A 16,767-nucleotide genomic window follows, 5' to 3' on the forward strand; every position below is an offset into this window, starting at 1 on the left:
GCTCGCCTGATGTTTTGTTCAGCCTTGCAGTGTTTGCCATTCAGCCCCGGCAGCAGCGAGCGCAGCCTTTAGAATTTCTGCAATTTCAGGATGGCTGATCATGCCATCCTCATTCAGCCTGGCACCGATGACCGGGACTTGTACCGACGCCGTTTCCAGTATCCTGGCTGACATCACACTCAATACTTCACGCAAGGCCGCATCTGCATGCCTGGCTCTGGGTGAGGCATTCAAGACCATCACAGGTTTATAGACAAATACGTCGCTGCTGACGGTCCAGTCCAGGGCATTCTTGATGACACCTGTCATGCCATGCGCATACTCCGGACTGGCAATCAATATGATGTCGGAGGCGGCTATCTGTTCTTTCAAGCTCAGTACGCTGGCGGGTGGTGATAAATCCAGATCGGGGTTGAACAGGGGCAATGTTGCCATGCCTTCATAGACCTGGATGCGGATATCCGGCGGTGCCAGGCGGCTCAGGGCTCGTATCAGCATGGCATTGAGCGAGGCAGCGCGCAGGCTGCCACAGATGGCCAGTATTTTCATTGGCATATTATTTTGAAAATGGATGTAATTGCAGGCATTATGCGACAAACGGGTAATGCCTGTCGTGGTCGCCCGGTGAGCAAAAAAAGCAACTGATGTGTCAAATCATGACACAAGCGATATTATTTTATTGACCAGTAGTAATAAGCAGTCTATTTTTCAAGAAAAATAAATAAAAAGGTAAATGGATGTCTGCATCATTTAGCAATGACGAAATAGAGGATAAATTTTTCCTGTTGGGGCAGAGAGAAATTCTGGGCATTTTGAATGATCTTTCGCACAGGCGCGAACCGGTCACTGTCTATTTTAACGAGGGTCGCGAATTCATCGTGACCCTGATACTCTCAGCCAGGGATGATGGCCTGGTATTTGATATCGGTGGCGATGCGCGCGCCAATAAACTGCTGGAAAAAGCCAGTTCCTGTGTTTTTCTGGCCAGGCCGGACGGCATACGCGTGCAGTTTACCGGGCTCAACCCCCAGCGTTTCAGTTGGGGCAACCAGGATGCCTTTTGGGTGCCAATACCGGCTCGTGTCGTGCGCATGCAGCGCCGCGAGTATTTTCGCAATGAATTGCCCATCGTCGATCCGCTCAAGGTCAGGCTGTATGATGAAAAAGGCGAGACCCTGGCATACTGGCCCATCTTTGATTTGTGCGTGGGCGGGCTGAGCGTGCAAGTGTCGGGCCCGCCGGAAGTCAAGGTGCAGGACCGCATCGCCAAATTGCATATCGTGCTGGGCATACGCAATGTCGTGCGCTGCGAAGGCATAGTGCGTCACGTCACCCAGATAGAAAAAAGCAGGCAGGGCAAATACCGCATAGGGATCAGTTTCCAGAACCTGCCGCATGATATGGATGTCGCCATACAGCGTCATATCAACCAGCTTGAATATGAGCGGCGCAAGTTGTTGCCAAAATAAACACCGCAAGCCTGAGTACTACACCCGTGACAATGCTGCTTGTTCAGGCTTTCGTCTTGCTATTTGCAAATACCCTGAGAGCCGCCATCAGGCTGATGCACAGCAGCGCTGCAAGCAGGCTGATGGCCAGGTCAGTCAAGGGTAATCTGGCAAAATAAAACAGCCTGGCTAACCCAGGCAAAAGCAGCGCCAGAGATAGCACCGCCATGGCACCAGTCACCACCCACCACAACACTGGGTTGGGCAGACGCAGACTATGCAAAATATTGGCAGATAAACTGCGGTTGATAAAGATCAGACCGATATTACCTGTCACCATGGCTGTGAATGCCATAGCCCTGGCCTGATTCACTTCCATTTGTTGTAGGGCGAGGTAGTAAATCGTCAGTATGGTCAGCAATAATGCCGATCCTTGCAGCAAGCCCTTGAACAAGGTTTTACGATTGAAAATTGTCGCCCTGGTGGCCCGCGGCGGCTTTTGCATGACATCGTTTTCTTCCACTTCGGCCTCAAATACCAGTGAACAGGTAGGGTCGATAATGAGTTGCAAAAACAAGATATGCACAGGCATCAACATGACGGGCCAGCCCAGCATGACGGGGATAACTGACATGCCAATCACGGGGATGTGAACGGCAACGATAAAACAAATGGTTTTCCTGAGGTTGTCAAATATCCTGCGGCCTGATTTGACGGCTGCCACGATAGAAGAGAACTCATCGTCCAGCAACACCAGGGCCGCAGATTCACGCGCCACATCCGTGCCCCGCTTGCCCATCGCTATTCCTATATTTGCAGCTTTCAGTGCCGGTGCATCGTTCACACCATCACCGGTCATGGCAACGACTTCTCCCGCGGCTTTGTAGGCATTCACCAGGCGCAATTTTTGTTCAGGCGCGACCCGGCAAAATATGGCGACATCAGCAATGCGTTGCTGCAATTGCGCTTCATCCATCTCATTGAGTTCTGCACCGGTGATTACGCCACCGGTCACTGGCAAGCCACACTGTGCCGCGATATTTTTTGCGGTTGCCGGGTAATCACCGGTAATCATCACGACCCGTATCCCGGCCGTCTGGCATTCATGGATGGCTGCCGGTACACCAGCACGTACCGGGTCTGCCATGGCAATCAGGCCAACCAGTTCAAAATCAAAATCATGCTGAATGTCGGGTAGTTCATCTTGCATCGTGTTCTCGATGACGATAGGCGCATGGGCAGCCTTGAATTTTGCTTTGGCGACACCGAGTACACGCAGCCCTTTTTCAGCCATCAGGTTGACTTGTTTCAACAATGCCTCTGCGTCGGCGGGCGGCAAGTGACAAAGATCGGCAACTGCCTCGGGCGCGCCCTTGGTGGCAATGACATACTGTTCCCTGTCTTCTGAAGCCCAGACTCTGGACATGGCCAGCAATTCCTTTGACAGGGGATACTCTTCAACCAGTCCCCAGCCTGCGTGCAAATGCTCAGTCCTGCTGAGCATGTTTATTCCTGCACCTTGAATGGCTACCTCCATCGGGTCAAAAGGCTCACGGTGACTGGCCAGAATGGCGTACTCCAGCACCTCATGAAACTCTTCCGGTAATTCAGCTCTTGGTTGCTGGCAGTCAATGAGCTTATTTCCTGCGAATAATTGCACGACTTCCATTTTATTTTGCGTCAGTGTGCCGGTTTTATCCGTACAGAGCACCGTCGTTGCACCTAGCGTTTCTATGGCTGGTACTCTTCGCGTCAATACCTGTTGCCTGGCCATGCGCCATGCGCCTATACCCAGGAAGAGCGTTAATACGACAGGCAATTCTTCTGGTATCAGGGCCATCGCAAACGTAAGGCCTATCAACACCCCATCCAGCCAGAGCTGGCGGCTGTATCCATACCAGAGTGCCAATAGCACAGCCATGCCCAGGCTGGAGAAGGCGACATATTTGACGACCTTGCGGGTTTCCACTTGCACCCGTGTAGGTTCGATGTCGACTGATGATAAGGCTGCGCCTATCTTGCCTATGGCAGTCTGGCCACCGGTTGCCAGCACTTGCGCCAGTCCTTTACCTTGCACCACCAGACTGCCAGAAAAGACAAAAGGCGTATCTTCGCCACCAGCCTGCTCCATCGCCGCTGGTGAAACTTCCTGGGCAGCTTTGTTGACCGGAACAGATTCACCGGTCAGCAGGGATTCATCGACAGTCAAGTTCAGGCAAGACAACAAGACCGCATCTGCAGCTATCCTGTCGCCTTCTGCCAGTACCAGCACGTCACCAGGAACCACTTCACGGCCTGCGATGCGTATTTGTTGGCCATCCCTGATGACCAGCGCTCTTGGGCTGGATAAATCACGTAAGGCCTCAAGTGCACGCTCAGTCTTGTGTTCCTGATAAAAGGTGATAGAGATGATGACAAACACAAAAGCCAGCAATACCAGCGCTTCATGCAAGTCGCCGAGTAACAGGTAAATGCTGCCGCAGGCGATCAGCAGCAGAAGCATAGGTTCGCTTAATACCGTCCAGGCAATTGCCCAGATATTGCGTGGCCTGGCTGATGGCAACTCATTAGGGCCGACAGCCTGCAGCCGCTCTTTTGCGATGGCAGAACTCAGTCCTGTGGTTGCTGTGAGCTCAGGTGTCGCCATGGATACGCCTGTCAGTGATAGTTAAGGGTTACAGCTTTACAGAGATAAGCAGGCTGGTATATTGATCAATCTCAAGACTGTCGCAATGAATCAGAAAATGGTGTTTTCTTCTCATTGCCAGTAACTTCAGCAATAGCTTGTTCAGTAAAAGCGCTTAAATCAAAATCATCATTCAGCAAAGTCAGGATAAGCTACAAGTTGTGCTTGTAATACTGTTTCAGGAATTTTATAACACTGCCCATACCATACCGGCTTTCAATCATGTCTTTAGTGCTGCGTACTCTTTTTCAAAGCGAACTGCTGTCCATACGACATGGCGTGGCAAGACCTGCGCCTGATGATAGCAAGGAACTCGAGTGCGAGACCGCTGACCTGGTATTACTTCCCATCGCTGGCGTGCTGGCCAAGCATGACGGCCCGAAACAGCATGTCATTGCGAATGCCAACCATGCGATTTTCCTGGGAACAGGCCAGCCTTACCGCATCACCTTCCCCGGCGATATAGGCGACGAGGCTCTGGTACTGGATTTTTCAAAGGAAGCACTCATGCAAATGCTGGTCGATGCCGCAGGCGTGCAGCAATTGTATGCCCCGGTATTGAGGCCGCATAGCCTGTTGCCACCAGCCAGCGTGCTGAGCCGCGAACTTTTGTGGCGACATTTGCATGAGCCCATCATTGATACTCTGGCAGTACAGGAAATCAGCGTTGCGGTACTGACTGCCTCTGTGCAGGCAGCCTGTTTTGAACGCCAGCAACTGGATCGTGCCAGGCATACCCAGACGCAACGGCGCAGACGCCAGCAGGTTGAAGCTGTCAAGGAACTGATCTCGCTGTATCCCCAGCAGGAGTGGGCGCTTGATGAGCTGGCCCGTCAGGTGCATGCCTCACCATTTCACCTGTCCCGGGTATTCAGGGAAGAAGTCGGTTTGCCTGTTCACCGCTACCTGATACGTACCCGCCTGACGGCAGCTCTGCGCGCAATGCGGGCAAGCTGCCATGACCTGACGCAGATCGCTCATGCATGTGGTTTTGCCAGCCACAGTCATTTCACGTCCAGCTTCCGTTCTGTTTTCGGCATGACGCCCAGCCAATCCCGGCAACGCAGCATGATTTGAGTAAGGCGTGAGGGGCAAGATTTGAGCAAGATATTGGTAGCGCCAGGTAAGGCGGGCATTTAAGCTATGCTGGATAGTTAACTTCCGGTAAGCGCAGATGTCCCATTACTTTGATACCAGGACCAACCCCCGTCAGGCATACCCGATACTGGCACTGCTTGTCACGCTGATGCTGGTTTTTCCTTTCGTTGCCATGCAATTTGGCAATGCCTGGGTGCGTATCGTGGATTTTGCCTTGCTGTATATCATGCTGGCGCTAGGTCTGAATATCGTCGTCGGTTTTGCCGGTTTGCTGGATCTTGGCTATGTCGCCTTCTATGCCATGGGTGCCTACATGACGGCCTTGCTGGCGTCACCGCACTTTGCCATCCTGCTGGAATCCGTGATCAACAACTTCCCCTTGCTGGGCCAGACCCTGCTGTGGCTATACGGGCCGGAAATCGCCGCGCACGGCATACATTTGTCAGTATGGGTCATCGTTCCGCTGGGGGCAGCACTGGCTGCAGTGCTGGGGGCATTGCTCGGTGCGCCTACCCTCAAATTGCGTGGTGATTACCTGGCTGTCGTGACCCTGGGCTTTGGAGAAATTGTCCGTATCTTCATCATCAACCTGAACTCGCCTATCAATATCACCAATGGCCCCAAGGGCATCAACATGGTGGATCATATCCGCATCTTTGGCGTGTCACTGGGTGGTGAGCCTGGGTCGCAGGCGACAGTCTATTTTGCCGGCTTTTCCATGCCATCTGTGAATGCCTATTACTTTCTCTTCCTGGGACTTTGTGCCAGCATTATCTTCGTCACTGTGCGCCTGCATGATTCACGGCTGGGGCGCGCCTTTGTCGCCATCCGTGAAGATGAAACTGCAGCCGTTGCCATGGGCATCAATACCCGCAATATCAAATTACTGGCGTTTGCCATGGGCGCATCCTTTGGCGGCGTGGCAGGCGCCATGTTTGCCGCCTTCCAGGGTTATGTGTCACCAGAATCGTTTTCCTTGGGTGAATCGGTGTCCATCCTGTCCATGGTGATACTGGGGGGCATAGGTCATATCCCTGGCGTGATTCTGGGGGCAGTGCTGCTGGTGTTATTGCCCGAATTACTGCGTTATCTGGTGCCACCGCTGCAGCAACAGCTGTTCGGCCACATGCTGATAGAGCCCGAAGTCTTGCGGCAATTATTGCTGGGCCTGACCATGGTCATCGTCATGCTCAAGCGCCCGGCAGGTCTGTGGCCTGCGCCCAGGCATGAAGACCGCGCGCTTTCTCAAGCTTGAACAAGCATCTGCATAACTAGAAAAATCTAGAAAAAAAGTTCTAGACAAAAGTTTCTAGAACATTTATTCTGCATCCATTGTTTAATCCGGATGCTGAATATGTCTCCTGCTGTTGCAAAATCATCTATCCCCAAGCCCACGGCATCTGAGCTTAATTTGCTCAAGGTGCTGTGGCAGCATGGCCCCATGAGCGCCAAGCAATTGCATGAAACCATACAGGACGAGCGCCCCGACCTGGCCTATGCCACGGTCTTGCGTCACCTGCAAATCATGCACGGCAAGGGTATATTGACGCGGGATGAAAGCCAGCGCTCGCATGTATATGCCCCCTCGCAAGAGCAGGATTCGCTGCAAACCAATTTGCTCAAGGACATGATACAAAAAGTCTTTGCCGGTTCTGGCAAGGCTCTGGTGCTGGCTGCCTTGCGCGGCCATGTCACGGATAAAGAACGTGATGAAATCGAACAGATCATGCAGGATGAGAAAAAATCATGATGCCAGCTTCCACATACGCAGAATACACACTTGCTGAATTACTGGGCTGGCCGCTGCTGCATTTTGTCTGGCAGGGCGCACTGATCGCCAGTATCTCCGCCATTTTGCTGGCCGTGACCCGTAATGCCCGCCCGCAATTGCGGTATGCACTGGCTTGCACGGCAATGCTGGCTTGTTTGTTGTGGCCAGCGCTAGGCATAGTGCAACAATGGCAAGACCCGCAAACCATCAACCTCGAAACAGCCATACAACTGGCCGGCAAAGCCAGCATTTCACTGGACCTGGTCTGGGTCAGGCAAAGCCTGCTTGCTGCACAGATCGAGGCCTGGCTGCCGCTGGTAGTCACCCTGTGGAGCATGGGTGTGCTATTGATGTTGATGCGCCTGGCATTGGGCTTGCTGTGGGTGTATCGCCTCGGTCAACATGGCAATGATATTGCAGTGCTGACGCAGCAATGGCAGGCACGCACCAATCAACTGGCCTATCAATTTGCCATACGCCGCCAGGTGCAGGTGAAGTTCCAGCAAGACTTGTTGAGCCCGGTCACTTATGGCTGTATCAAGCCTGTCGTGGTCATGCCTGCATCCTTATTAACCGGCATGGCACCCGACATGATAGAGGCCTTGCTGGCACATGAACTGGCCCACATCAAGCGCTGGGATTATGTTGTGAACCTCTTGCAAAACCTGGTCTTGTCGCTGTTGTTTTATCACCCCGCAGTGTGGTGGATTTCCAAGCGCATCGATGCTGAAAGAGAACTGATTGCCGACGACATGGCAGCCGCTATGCTGGGCCAGACCCGCCCACTGGCGCGTGCCCTGCAAGTGCTGGATAAATTGCAGATAGCTGCAATGCCGCAAGCCGCGATGGCGGCCAACGGCGGTGATTTGCTGTCACGCATCAAACGCCTGGTGCGCCCTGATTCACAACCCTGGCACTGGAAGATGGCCGCACCGGTGCTCGGTATTGCTGCGGCACTGTTGCTGGTATTGCAAACCCAGGTCAATGCCGCACCTGAGCCCTCAGTGCCATCAGCCCCAGTTGCTGCCGCAAAAGCAGAACCAGTTACTCATATCAGCGCCTATGTCAAAACCAGTTCGGAACATGTACTGGTAGTGGATGAGCAAAGTGGCAAAGTCTTGCTGGAAAAAAATGCCGACACCATCGTACCCATCGCATCCATCAGCAAACTGATGACAGCTATGGTGACGCTGGATGCAAAGCTCGATAAAGATGAGGCCATTACCATCAGCAAAGAAGACGTGGCGGGCTGGCATACCAACCAGGTCAAACTGCAGCCAGGCACGGTGCTGTCGCGCCAGACCTTGCTGGAATTGGCGCTGATTCCTTCCAGCAATGCGGCTGCCAAGGCGCTGGCCAGGACTTATCCCGGTGGCAAGCCTGCCTTTGTCGCAGCCTTGCAAAGCAAGACGGCCAGCCTGGGTTTGCAGGCTACCCATCTGGAAGAAGCGGCGGGTATCTCACCCAATAACCGCTCGAATGCCAGAGATATTGCCCGCCTGGTCAAGGCTGCAGCCAGTTACCCTGAATTGCGCAATCTGGCCAGCCGCAGTGAAGGTAGCTATACCGTTGCCGGGCAAACTTATGACTACCAGAGCACCAACAGCCTGACGGCCAGCAAGGACTGGGACATCAGCCTGTCAAAAACCGGGTACTCCAAAATCGCAGGCCGCTGCCTGACCATGCGTACTACCATCGCTGGCAAGCCCGTCATCATGGTCTTGCTGAATGCAAAAAACAGCGACGTGCGTACCGATGATGTGATGCACATACGCACTGCGCTGGAAACTGCCAAGCCCGGCTAAACCGCAGCGCCGATTTACGTACTGACTGTCCTGCGCCCTGAATGGCGCAAGGACCAGTCACGCCCCTTACACCCACCTAACATACCTTTTAATCTGTCGATGAAAGAAAACATCATGCTTTTTCAGCAGGCATCAACACGTCTATCTACCATAGCGCTCAGTGTTCTGGCACTGTTTGCCGGTAAGCAGGCGTCGGCACAACAACAGGCACAGCAAACACCACAACAGGTAGAAATCAATGCAAAGTCACAACCCAATCGCGATCGTCAAGACGATGTAGGCATGCGCAGCATCTATGGCCGTGAAGACATAGAAAAATACGGTGACACCAATCTCAGCGAAGTCTTGAAACGCCTGCCCGGCATCAGTGTCACCGAGAGCAAGGGCAAGGGCGCAGAGATACGCATGCGCGGCCTCGGTAATGGTTACACACAGATATTATTGAATGGCCAGACTACGCCAGTAGGTTTCACCATAGACAGCATCGCCCCTGACCTGATAGAAAAAATAGAAGTCATGCGTGTTGCCAGTGCCGATGTCAGTGCCCAGAGTATTGCCGGAACGATCAATATCATCCTCAAGAAAAAAAGCAGCAATCAGGCGACAGAAATCAAAGCCAATACCAGCCTGCAGGCCGGACGCTTGTCGGGCAACCTGTCATGGAGTTTGGGAGATCAACTGGGCGATCATCCTGAAATTTCTTACGTGCTGGCCGGCACGTTCGAGAGCAATGTCAATCAGCTCAATACCCTGGCGACAGAAAGCCAGTCTGAACGCGCGAGCATGCGTGATGCATGGGAAACGACAGCAGACAGACAACTGCAGCAAGGCCAGCAAAACCGTCGTGATGCGGCCAGCCTGTCGCCACGCCTGAACTGGAAAATCAATGCGCAAGACAGTCTGAGCTGGCAGGGCAATCTGACTCTCGCCAGACAGGAGCAGACCAAGCAGGAAAAAGAAAATACCTATGTCGGTGACAGTACCGATTTCCCTGATAATCACTCCATCTGGACTGCTCATGTATTCACCTCGCGTAATGATCTCAGTTGGGAACGTCGCCTCGCCGACAGTGCCAGGCTCAGCATGAACCTGGGCTGGAACAGCCTGGACAGATCGACCAAATTCCATTTCTGGGGCAAGGACAATGCAGGTACATCAAAAATACATCGTTATGTCACCGGTGATGCCGATGAAAATGAATACCGCTTCAATGGCAAATACCTGGCACCGTATTCAGAATCACATGTGCTGAGTCTGGGCTGGGAAGCCAGCCGGGCATTGCGTCATGAAAACCGTATTGAACAGGAATTCAATCTCCTTCCTGACAGCGCACACTACTATCAGGCGAGTCTGCAAAAACAGGCCATCTATCTGCAGGATGAATGGACTATCAACAGCGCCTGGTCAGCTTACCTGGGTTTGCGCATGGAGCGCATCAGCAGCAATAGCAAAGAAGCAGGTAATTTTGATTTTCAAAATAATGCAAGCATGCTCAGTCCTATACTGCAAAGTGTCTGGAAAATCGACGCCCAAAGACAATGGCGCATGGCACTCAACCGCAGTTTTAAATTGCCTACCGTGGGTAATCTCGTACCACGCCTGTTCCGCATCGATAACAACAATACCCCGCTCAATTCAGATTTTCAGGGCAATCCCAACTTGCGGGCAGAACGCGCCTGGGGCATGGAGCTGGCTTATGAGCACTACCTGACCGAGAGTAGCGTCATCAGCGCCAACACCTATTGGCGACGGATAGATGATGTCATGCTCGAACAGACTACACAAATTGGCAGCACCTGGGTCAGCAGTCTCGCCAACAATGGCCGCGCCCGTATCCTTGGTCTGGAAATTGAGGCAAAACTGAACTTGCAGCAACTGGCAGCCCGCATGCCAGCGCTGGAGTTGCGTGCCAATTTCAACCGCAACTGGTCAAGGGTAGAACAAGTGCCCGGCCCTGATAACCATCTGGCACAACAGGCGGGTTTGCTGGTCAGTGCTGGTGCCGACTACCAGATCAATCCCGCCTTGCGTGTGGGGGCAGATTACAGCTACCAGGCCGCGAATAATATTCGTGAATCAGCTTATCTGACAGGGCACAACAGCCCCAGACGTCATCTCGATATTTACCTGGCCTGGAAGCAAAACAAGCAAAGTCAGTTGCGTTTTTCAGTCAGTAATGTGCTGCAACAAGACAAGCTCGACAGCGGCATCTACACCAATGCAGTTTCACGCTGGACAGATATCAATCAACAGCAGTCAGCAAGAACCTGGCGGCTGGTATGGGAAGTGAAGTTGTAGTCCTGCCCGGCAAAATTTGTCCATTTTAAAAACATCAGCTAACAAAATTTTTGAGGAAAATATAATGAAATCAGTCGTCCTGCATTTCTATCAAATCAGCATCTTATTCATCGCAGCCATGTTCAGCCTGACAGCCACGGGCGCAGAAACGGACAAGCTCAAACGTGTCGTTGATGAGGCCATACTCCCGGTACAGGAAAAAAATGCCATCCCCGGCATGGCTGTCGGTATTTTCGTCAATGGCAAACAATATGTGTTCAACTACGGGCTAGCATCCAAAGCCGGGAATGTTCCCGTCACCGATAACACCTTGTTTGAGATAGGCTCCATCAGCAAAACCTTTATCGCCACCATGACCACCCTGGCACAGGGCAGGGGAAAGCTGGCCCTGAACGACAAGGTCGCTGACCACATAGCCAGCCTCAAAGGCTCGCAGTTTGGCGAGACTAGCCTGCTGAGCCTGGCAACCCACACGACAGGCGGCTTGCCCCAGCAGGTTCCTGACGAAGTGACCAGTGACGAGCAACTGATCACCTATCTCAAGAACTGGAAGCCAGATCACATCCAGGGCACATACCGCACTTACAGCAATATCAGCATAGGCCTGCTCGGCGTTATCGCAGCCCAGAGCCTGCAACAACCCTTCGCCACCATCATGCAGGAACAGATATTTCCCACTCTCGGCATGAATAATAGTTACATCGTTGTGCCAGAAAGCAAACGCGCAGACTATGCGCAAGGCTATAAAAAAGACGACACCCCGGTACGCATGAGCGAAGATGTACTCTCGACAGAAGCCTACGGCGTCAGAACCAGCGCCAGCGATCTCGTGCAATTCATCCGCGCGAATCTGGGGAAAATGGAACTATCCCCCGAATTTGCAGCCGCCCTGAAAAACACCCACACCGGCTACTTCAAAGCGGGCGGCATGACCCAAAGCCTGGTGTGGGAACTTTATCCCTACCCGACAGATATTGCTGCCGTGATCACAGGCTCATCCCAGCACATGGCCTTTGACGCCACACCGGTGACCAAAATCACGCCACCGTTCACACCCGGTAAAAACGTTTTTATCCATAAAACCGGCGCCACCGGTGGCTTCGGCGCCTACATCGCCTTTGTACCAGCCAGTAACATGGGCGTCGTCATCCTGGCCAACAAGAATTATCCAAATCAGACACGCATAGAGACGGCGCAAAAGATTTTGAGGCAGTTGGGCATGTGAACTGCTTATTATGAGAAATGCCATGCTTTCTTCAAGACTTGTTGACCTCGTAGCAAGTTAATCGCAAGTTAATCCCGACGAGTTGAATATAGACGAGAGCGTAAGGCCGCTATATGCGGCCTTTTGCTTTTTCATGCTTGCAAAATAGCAACAGTCCATGGATGCACATCTGGCGTATAGCCTGTCAAATCATGTCCATCGCATGAAACATGTGGACGGGGCGCTGGGGGTTCAGTATTCTTTCATTATTCGTATAGGCTTTCAGGGTTTGCTGCTACAGGATGGGATTCCGTTTTGTCGCTTTCTTGAAGATAGCCAGTCATTGCATGCATGTGCATTGATTTTCATGTAATAAGTTCAGGAGTTGGTCATGGCCTCGGAAGAAAATGGTGTAGTGTACGGAACAGAAGATTTGTTGACGAGTTTATGTAACTCGGTAATACGGGTTTTGAATGTCGCGACGAATAGCAAGGTGCATTATTCTGCCATGGTGCAGCGCATCACCAAGATAGGCTTGAAGCCGGATATAGGTTGCTTTGTGTTGTTTGACGGTGGCTTTTCCGGCTTGGTCGTATTGAATTTTGATGGCGATACGGCGCTGGAAATCTACGAGAAATACATGCTCAATATGGGCATGCCCAAATCTGAGCTGGCAACTTCGTTCACTTCTGACGAGGTGGCAAATATCCTCGGTGAGTTGATGAACCAGATTGTTGGTGACTTCACTGGCAAGATACGCCGCGAGTTGCAGACCAATATCACCCAGAACCAGCCCAAGATGCTGGTGCTGACCAAGCAGGTCATGCTGAGTGTGGATACCCCGCTGGACAGGCCTGAATTGCGCCGTGTTTCTTTCTTCACCGAGAAAAACAATATCTTCTATCTTGAACTGGCGATAGACAGGACAGAGTTCATCAAGCTGCATGACTTTGAAGCGCATGAAGTGCCTGATCCAGATGCCCTGCTGCACATGCAGCAGGCGGCAGATCAGAGTGGAGCAGGGACAGCCGCAGCCGCTAGCGATGATGATGACGAAAACTCTGAGCTGCTGAAATCCCTGGGAATGTAAGAACAGTGCTGATCTGATGTGCTGACCGGAAAAGCAAAGGGCCGCAAATGCGGCCCTTTGTTATTTCCGGTCAAGCAAGAATTCAGCCCAGTTTTTTGACGACAACACAGCCTATGGAATAACCAGCACCAAAAGAGCAGATCACGCCTACATTGCCAGCTTCCAGATCATCCTGGTATTTGTGGAAGGCGATGATGGAGCCAGCGGACGAAGTATTGGCGTAAGTGTCCAAAATCGTTGGTGATTCTTCTGGCGTTGCATCGCGGCCCAAAATCATGCGGGCGATGAGCAGGTTCATGTTCAGGTTGGCCTGGTGCAGCCAGTAACGTTTGACATCAGGGATGGCGATGTCGGCAGCTTGCACCGTCGAGGTGATGACAGACGCAGCCATGGGACAGACATCCTTGAATACCTTGCGTCCTTGCTGGCGGAACAGTTTGTCTGGCTTGCCTATGCCGCTTTCATCAGCACGGTTCAAAAAGCCAAAGTTGTTGCGGATATTGTTCGAGAACTGGGTCTTGAGTTTCAGGCCAACGATTTCAAACCGGTGCTTCGATGTCGCCAGGTCGGCGCGTTCTACGATGATGGCGGTGCAGGCATCACCAAAGATGAAGTGGCTGTCACGGTCGCGCCAGTTCAGGTGGCCGCTGGTGATCTCGGGGTTGACGACCAGTACCGCACGCGCCTGGCCGCCTTGGATGGCAGTCACGGCTGCCTGTATGCCAAAGGTGGCGGATGAGCAGGCGACATTGATGTCGTAGCCATAGCCGTCTATGCCGAGGGCATTCTGGATTTCCACTGCCATGGCAGGGTAGCCACGTTGCATATTGCTGGCAGCGCAAATGACGGCGTCAATATCGGCAGCAGTGCGGCCTGCGCGTTCCAGCGCCTGGTTGGCGGCAGCGACTGCCATTTCACACATGATGGATGGTTCTTCATCGCTGCGCTCTGGGATGCGTGGCACCATGCGGTTGATGTCGAGCACGCCTTCCTTGTTCATGACAAAGCGGGATTTGATGCCTGAGGCTTTTTCTATGAAGGCGACGCTGGATTCTTCCAGCGCGACGACGTCACCACTGGCGATGGCCGCGGCGTTTTGCGCATTGTGTTGCTGGACATAAGCATTGAAACTGGCGATCAGTTCTTCATTGGAAATAGACTGGGAAGGGGTGTACAAGCCGGTGCCGCTGATGACTACTTTGCTCATCTCTTGCTTTCTGGTTATGTCGTTCTGAATTATGCGCAAAAATGCGCGACGAAGTCGCTCGATTTTACACAATAAAGATGACAGTTAAACGAGAAACGCACAGAAATAGAGTGCTTGTTCCAGTTTGGTGCGCCTGGAACAAGCAATCTTTAGTGCGGCAATGACAGGGTCAGGTAGTCAATTGCTGTTTGTGGTGCAGCAAATGATCTTCAATGAAGGTATTGATGAAGTAATAACCATGGTCATAGCCTTCATGGTAGCGCAGTGTCAGCGGCTGTTGCACGCTGGCACAGGCAGTTTTGAAGGCTTCAGGGTGTAGTTGTTCCGCCAAAAATTTGTCGGCAAATCCCTGGTCTATCAGTATGCCTTTGGGGAAGGGCGCTTGGCTCTGCTTTTGCATGAGGGCGGTAGCGTCATACTCGACCCAAGCGTTTTGATCAGTTCCCAGATAGCCGGTGAAAGCTTTTTGTCCCCACGGACATTGGCTTGGTGCTGCGATGGGGGCAAAGGCAGATACGCTTCTGAACAGCTCTGGATGGCGCAAGGCCAGTACCAGCGCACCATGGCCACCCATGGAATGCCCCATGATGCCGACGCGCGACTTGTCCATGGGCAGGCTGGCCAGCAGCATGGGCAGCAGTTCCGCGACGATGTAGCTGTGCATGCGGTAGTGCTTGTTCCACGGCGCTTGCGTTGCATCCAGATAAAAACCGGCAGCCACACCAAAATCCCAGTTGTCACTGTCGCCAGGGATGTTGGCATTGCGTGGGCTGGTGTCTGGCGTGATGAGAATAATGCCTTCGCGTGCGGCAATGGCTTGCGCACCCGCCTTGATCATGAAGGTTTCTTCAGTGCAGGTCAGGCCAGCCAGGTAAATAATTGCCGGACAAGTCTCACCCGCCATCGCCTGTGGTGGCAGATATACGGAAAACCGCATGGGCAAGCCTATCTCGGCAGAGTCATGCTGATAAAAGCGCTGCACGCCGCCATGGCAGGCGTGCTGGCTCAGCAAGCTCACTTCTTCTGCATCATCGTTAGATTCGTGCTGCGTCATCAGAACAACACCACAGAGCGTATCGATTCACCGCTTTTCATGAGATCAAAGCCTTCATTGATGCGTTCCAGAGGTAATCTGTGCGTGATCAGGTCATCGATGTTGATCTTGCCTTCCATATACCAATCGACGATCTTGGGTACGTCGGTGCGGCCACGGGCACCACCAAAGGCTGAGCCTTTCCATTCACGTCCAGTGACGAGCTGGAAGGGGCGGGTAGAGATTTCTGCGCCAGCTTCAGCGACGCCGATGATGATGGATTTGCCCCAGCCCTTGTGGCAGCATTCCAGTGCCTGACGCATGACCTTGGTATTGCCTATGCACTCGAAGGAATAATCGGCACCACCATCGGTCAACTGTATGATGTGGTCAACCACGTTTTCTACTTCGCTCGGATTGATGAAGTGGGTCATGCCAAATTTACGCGCCATGCTTTCACGCGCCGGGTTCAGATCGACGCCTATGATCTTGTCGGCACCGACCATCTTGGCAGCCTGTATGACATTGAGACCTATGCCGCCAAGGCCAAACACCACGACATTCGCGCCAGCTTCCACCTTGGCCGTGAAAACCACGGCACCTACGCCAGTGGTGACACCGCAACCGATGTAGCAAATCTTGTCGAAAGGCGCATCTTCCCGTACCTTGGCGACGGCGATTTCCGGCACCACGATGTAATTGGAGAATGTCGATGTACCCATGTAATGGAATAGCGGCTTGCCATCGAGAGAGAAGCGCGATGTCGCATCCGGCATCAGTCCACGGCCTTGTGTTGAGCGTATCGCCTGGCACAGATTGGTTTTGCGGGACAGGCAGAATTTGCACTGGCGGCATTCCGGGGTATACAGCGGGATCACATGATCACCCTTGCGCAGGCTGTTCACGCCAGGGCCGGTATCGACGATGACACCTGCACCTTCATGGCCGAGTATGGCCGGGAACAGACCTTCAGGATCAGCGCCGGACAGGGTGTAATAGTCGGTATGGCAAATGCCGGTGGCCTTGACTTCGATCAGCACTTCACCAGCTTGCGGGCCTTGCAGGTCAACTTCTTCTATCGTCAGTGGTGCTCCGGCTTTCCAGGCGATGGCGGCTTTGGTTTTCAT

13 protein-coding genes are annotated in these 16,767 nt (G+C 52.8%); 8 read left to right on the plus strand and 5 right to left on the minus strand.

The genetic code is table 11. The features are described 5' to 3' along the window. Positions 1-18: 18 nt before the first annotated feature. The gene (locus tag UNDYM_RS01670; RefSeq protein ID WP_197740969.1) at positions 19-555 is read right to left on the minus strand and encodes an NADPH-dependent FMN reductase; all 537 of its coding nucleotides are present in this window, start codon (positions 553-555) and stop codon (positions 19-21) included. Between the two features lie 182 nt (positions 556-737). Here UNDYM_RS01670 and UNDYM_RS01675 point away from each other — a divergent pair, with 182 nt between their 5' ends. Then, the gene (locus tag UNDYM_RS01675; RefSeq protein WP_162039478.1) at positions 738-1,469 is read left to right on the plus strand and encodes a flagellar brake protein; all 732 of its coding nucleotides are present in this window, start codon (positions 738-740) and stop codon (positions 1,467-1,469) included. A 43-nt stretch (positions 1,470-1,512) separates the two neighbouring features. Here UNDYM_RS01675 and UNDYM_RS01680 read toward each other — a convergent pair whose 3' ends face one another. After that, positions 1,513-4,095: a cation-translocating P-type ATPase gene (locus UNDYM_RS01680; RefSeq protein ID WP_162039479.1), complete on the minus strand. Its 2,583-nt coding sequence runs from the start codon at positions 4,093-4,095 to the stop codon at positions 1,513-1,515. A 261-nt stretch (positions 4,096-4,356) separates the two neighbouring features. Here UNDYM_RS01680 and UNDYM_RS01685 point away from each other — a divergent pair, with 261 nt between their 5' ends. The 7 genes from UNDYM_RS01685 to UNDYM_RS01715 all read left to right on the plus strand — a co-directional run bounded on the left by UNDYM_RS01685 (position 4,357) and on the right by UNDYM_RS01715 (position 13,400). Next, the gene (locus UNDYM_RS01685) at positions 4,357-5,211 is read left to right on the plus strand and encodes a helix-turn-helix transcriptional regulator (RefSeq protein ID WP_162039480.1); all 855 of its coding nucleotides are present in this window, start codon (positions 4,357-4,359) and stop codon (positions 5,209-5,211) included. Positions 5,212-5,308: 97 nt separating this feature from the next. Continuing rightward, the gene (locus UNDYM_RS01690; protein ID WP_162039481.1) at positions 5,309-6,487 is read left to right on the plus strand and encodes an ABC transporter ATP-binding protein; all 1,179 of its coding nucleotides are present in this window, start codon (positions 5,309-5,311) and stop codon (positions 6,485-6,487) included. A 99-nt stretch (positions 6,488-6,586) separates the two neighbouring features. Beyond that, entirely contained in the window at positions 6,587-6,982 is a 396-nt protein-coding gene (locus tag UNDYM_RS01695; RefSeq protein WP_162039482.1) for a BlaI/MecI/CopY family transcriptional regulator, read from the plus strand. Continuing rightward, positions 6,979-8,808: a M56 family metallopeptidase gene (locus UNDYM_RS01700; RefSeq protein WP_162039483.1), complete on the plus strand. Its 1,830-nt coding sequence runs from the start codon at positions 6,979-6,981 to the stop codon at positions 8,806-8,808. Before UNDYM_RS01695 ends, UNDYM_RS01700 begins: the two co-directional genes overlap by 4 nt. A gap of 114 nt (positions 8,809-8,922) precedes the next feature. After that, complete coding sequence (locus tag UNDYM_RS01705; RefSeq protein WP_162039484.1) at positions 8,923-11,106, plus strand: TonB-dependent siderophore receptor; 2,184 nt, start codon at positions 8,923-8,925, stop codon at positions 11,104-11,106. A gap of 64 nt (positions 11,107-11,170) precedes the next feature. Beyond that, on the plus strand, positions 11,171-12,331 hold the full coding sequence (gene ampC, locus UNDYM_RS01710; RefSeq protein ID WP_162039485.1) for a class C beta-lactamase: 1,161 nt from the start codon (positions 11,171-11,173) through the stop codon (positions 12,329-12,331). 370 nt (positions 12,332-12,701) lie between these two features. Beyond that, entirely contained in the window at positions 12,702-13,400 is a 699-nt protein-coding gene (locus tag UNDYM_RS01715) for a DUF3334 family protein (RefSeq protein WP_162039486.1), read from the plus strand. Between the two features lie 82 nt (positions 13,401-13,482). On the opposite strand, the gene UNDYM_RS01720 is transcribed toward UNDYM_RS01715, so the two are convergent. The 3 genes from UNDYM_RS01720 to UNDYM_RS01730 all read right to left on the minus strand — a co-directional run bounded on the left by UNDYM_RS01720 (position 13,483) and on the right by UNDYM_RS01730 (position 16,767). Continuing rightward, positions 13,483-14,607, minus strand: a complete 1,125-nt coding sequence (locus UNDYM_RS01720; protein WP_162039487.1) for a beta-ketoacyl-ACP synthase III — start codon at positions 14,605-14,607, stop codon at positions 13,483-13,485. A 169-nt stretch (positions 14,608-14,776) separates the two neighbouring features. Further along, positions 14,777-15,661, minus strand: a complete 885-nt coding sequence (gene fghA / locus UNDYM_RS01725; RefSeq protein WP_162039488.1) for an S-formylglutathione hydrolase — start codon at positions 15,659-15,661, stop codon at positions 14,777-14,779. Then, positions 15,661-16,767 carry an S-(hydroxymethyl)glutathione dehydrogenase/class III alcohol dehydrogenase gene (locus UNDYM_RS01730; protein ID WP_162039489.1) on the minus strand — a complete coding sequence of 369 codons (1,107 nt, stop codon included), beginning with the start codon at positions 16,765-16,767 and terminating at the stop codon, positions 15,661-15,663. The genes fghA and UNDYM_RS01730 overlap by 1 nt, the downstream gene beginning before the upstream one ends.

The sequence above is a fragment of the Undibacterium sp. YM2 genome (genome assembly GCF_009937975.1).
In the GTDB taxonomy this organism is placed as follows: domain Bacteria; phylum Pseudomonadota; class Gammaproteobacteria; order Burkholderiales; family Burkholderiaceae_D; genus Undibacterium.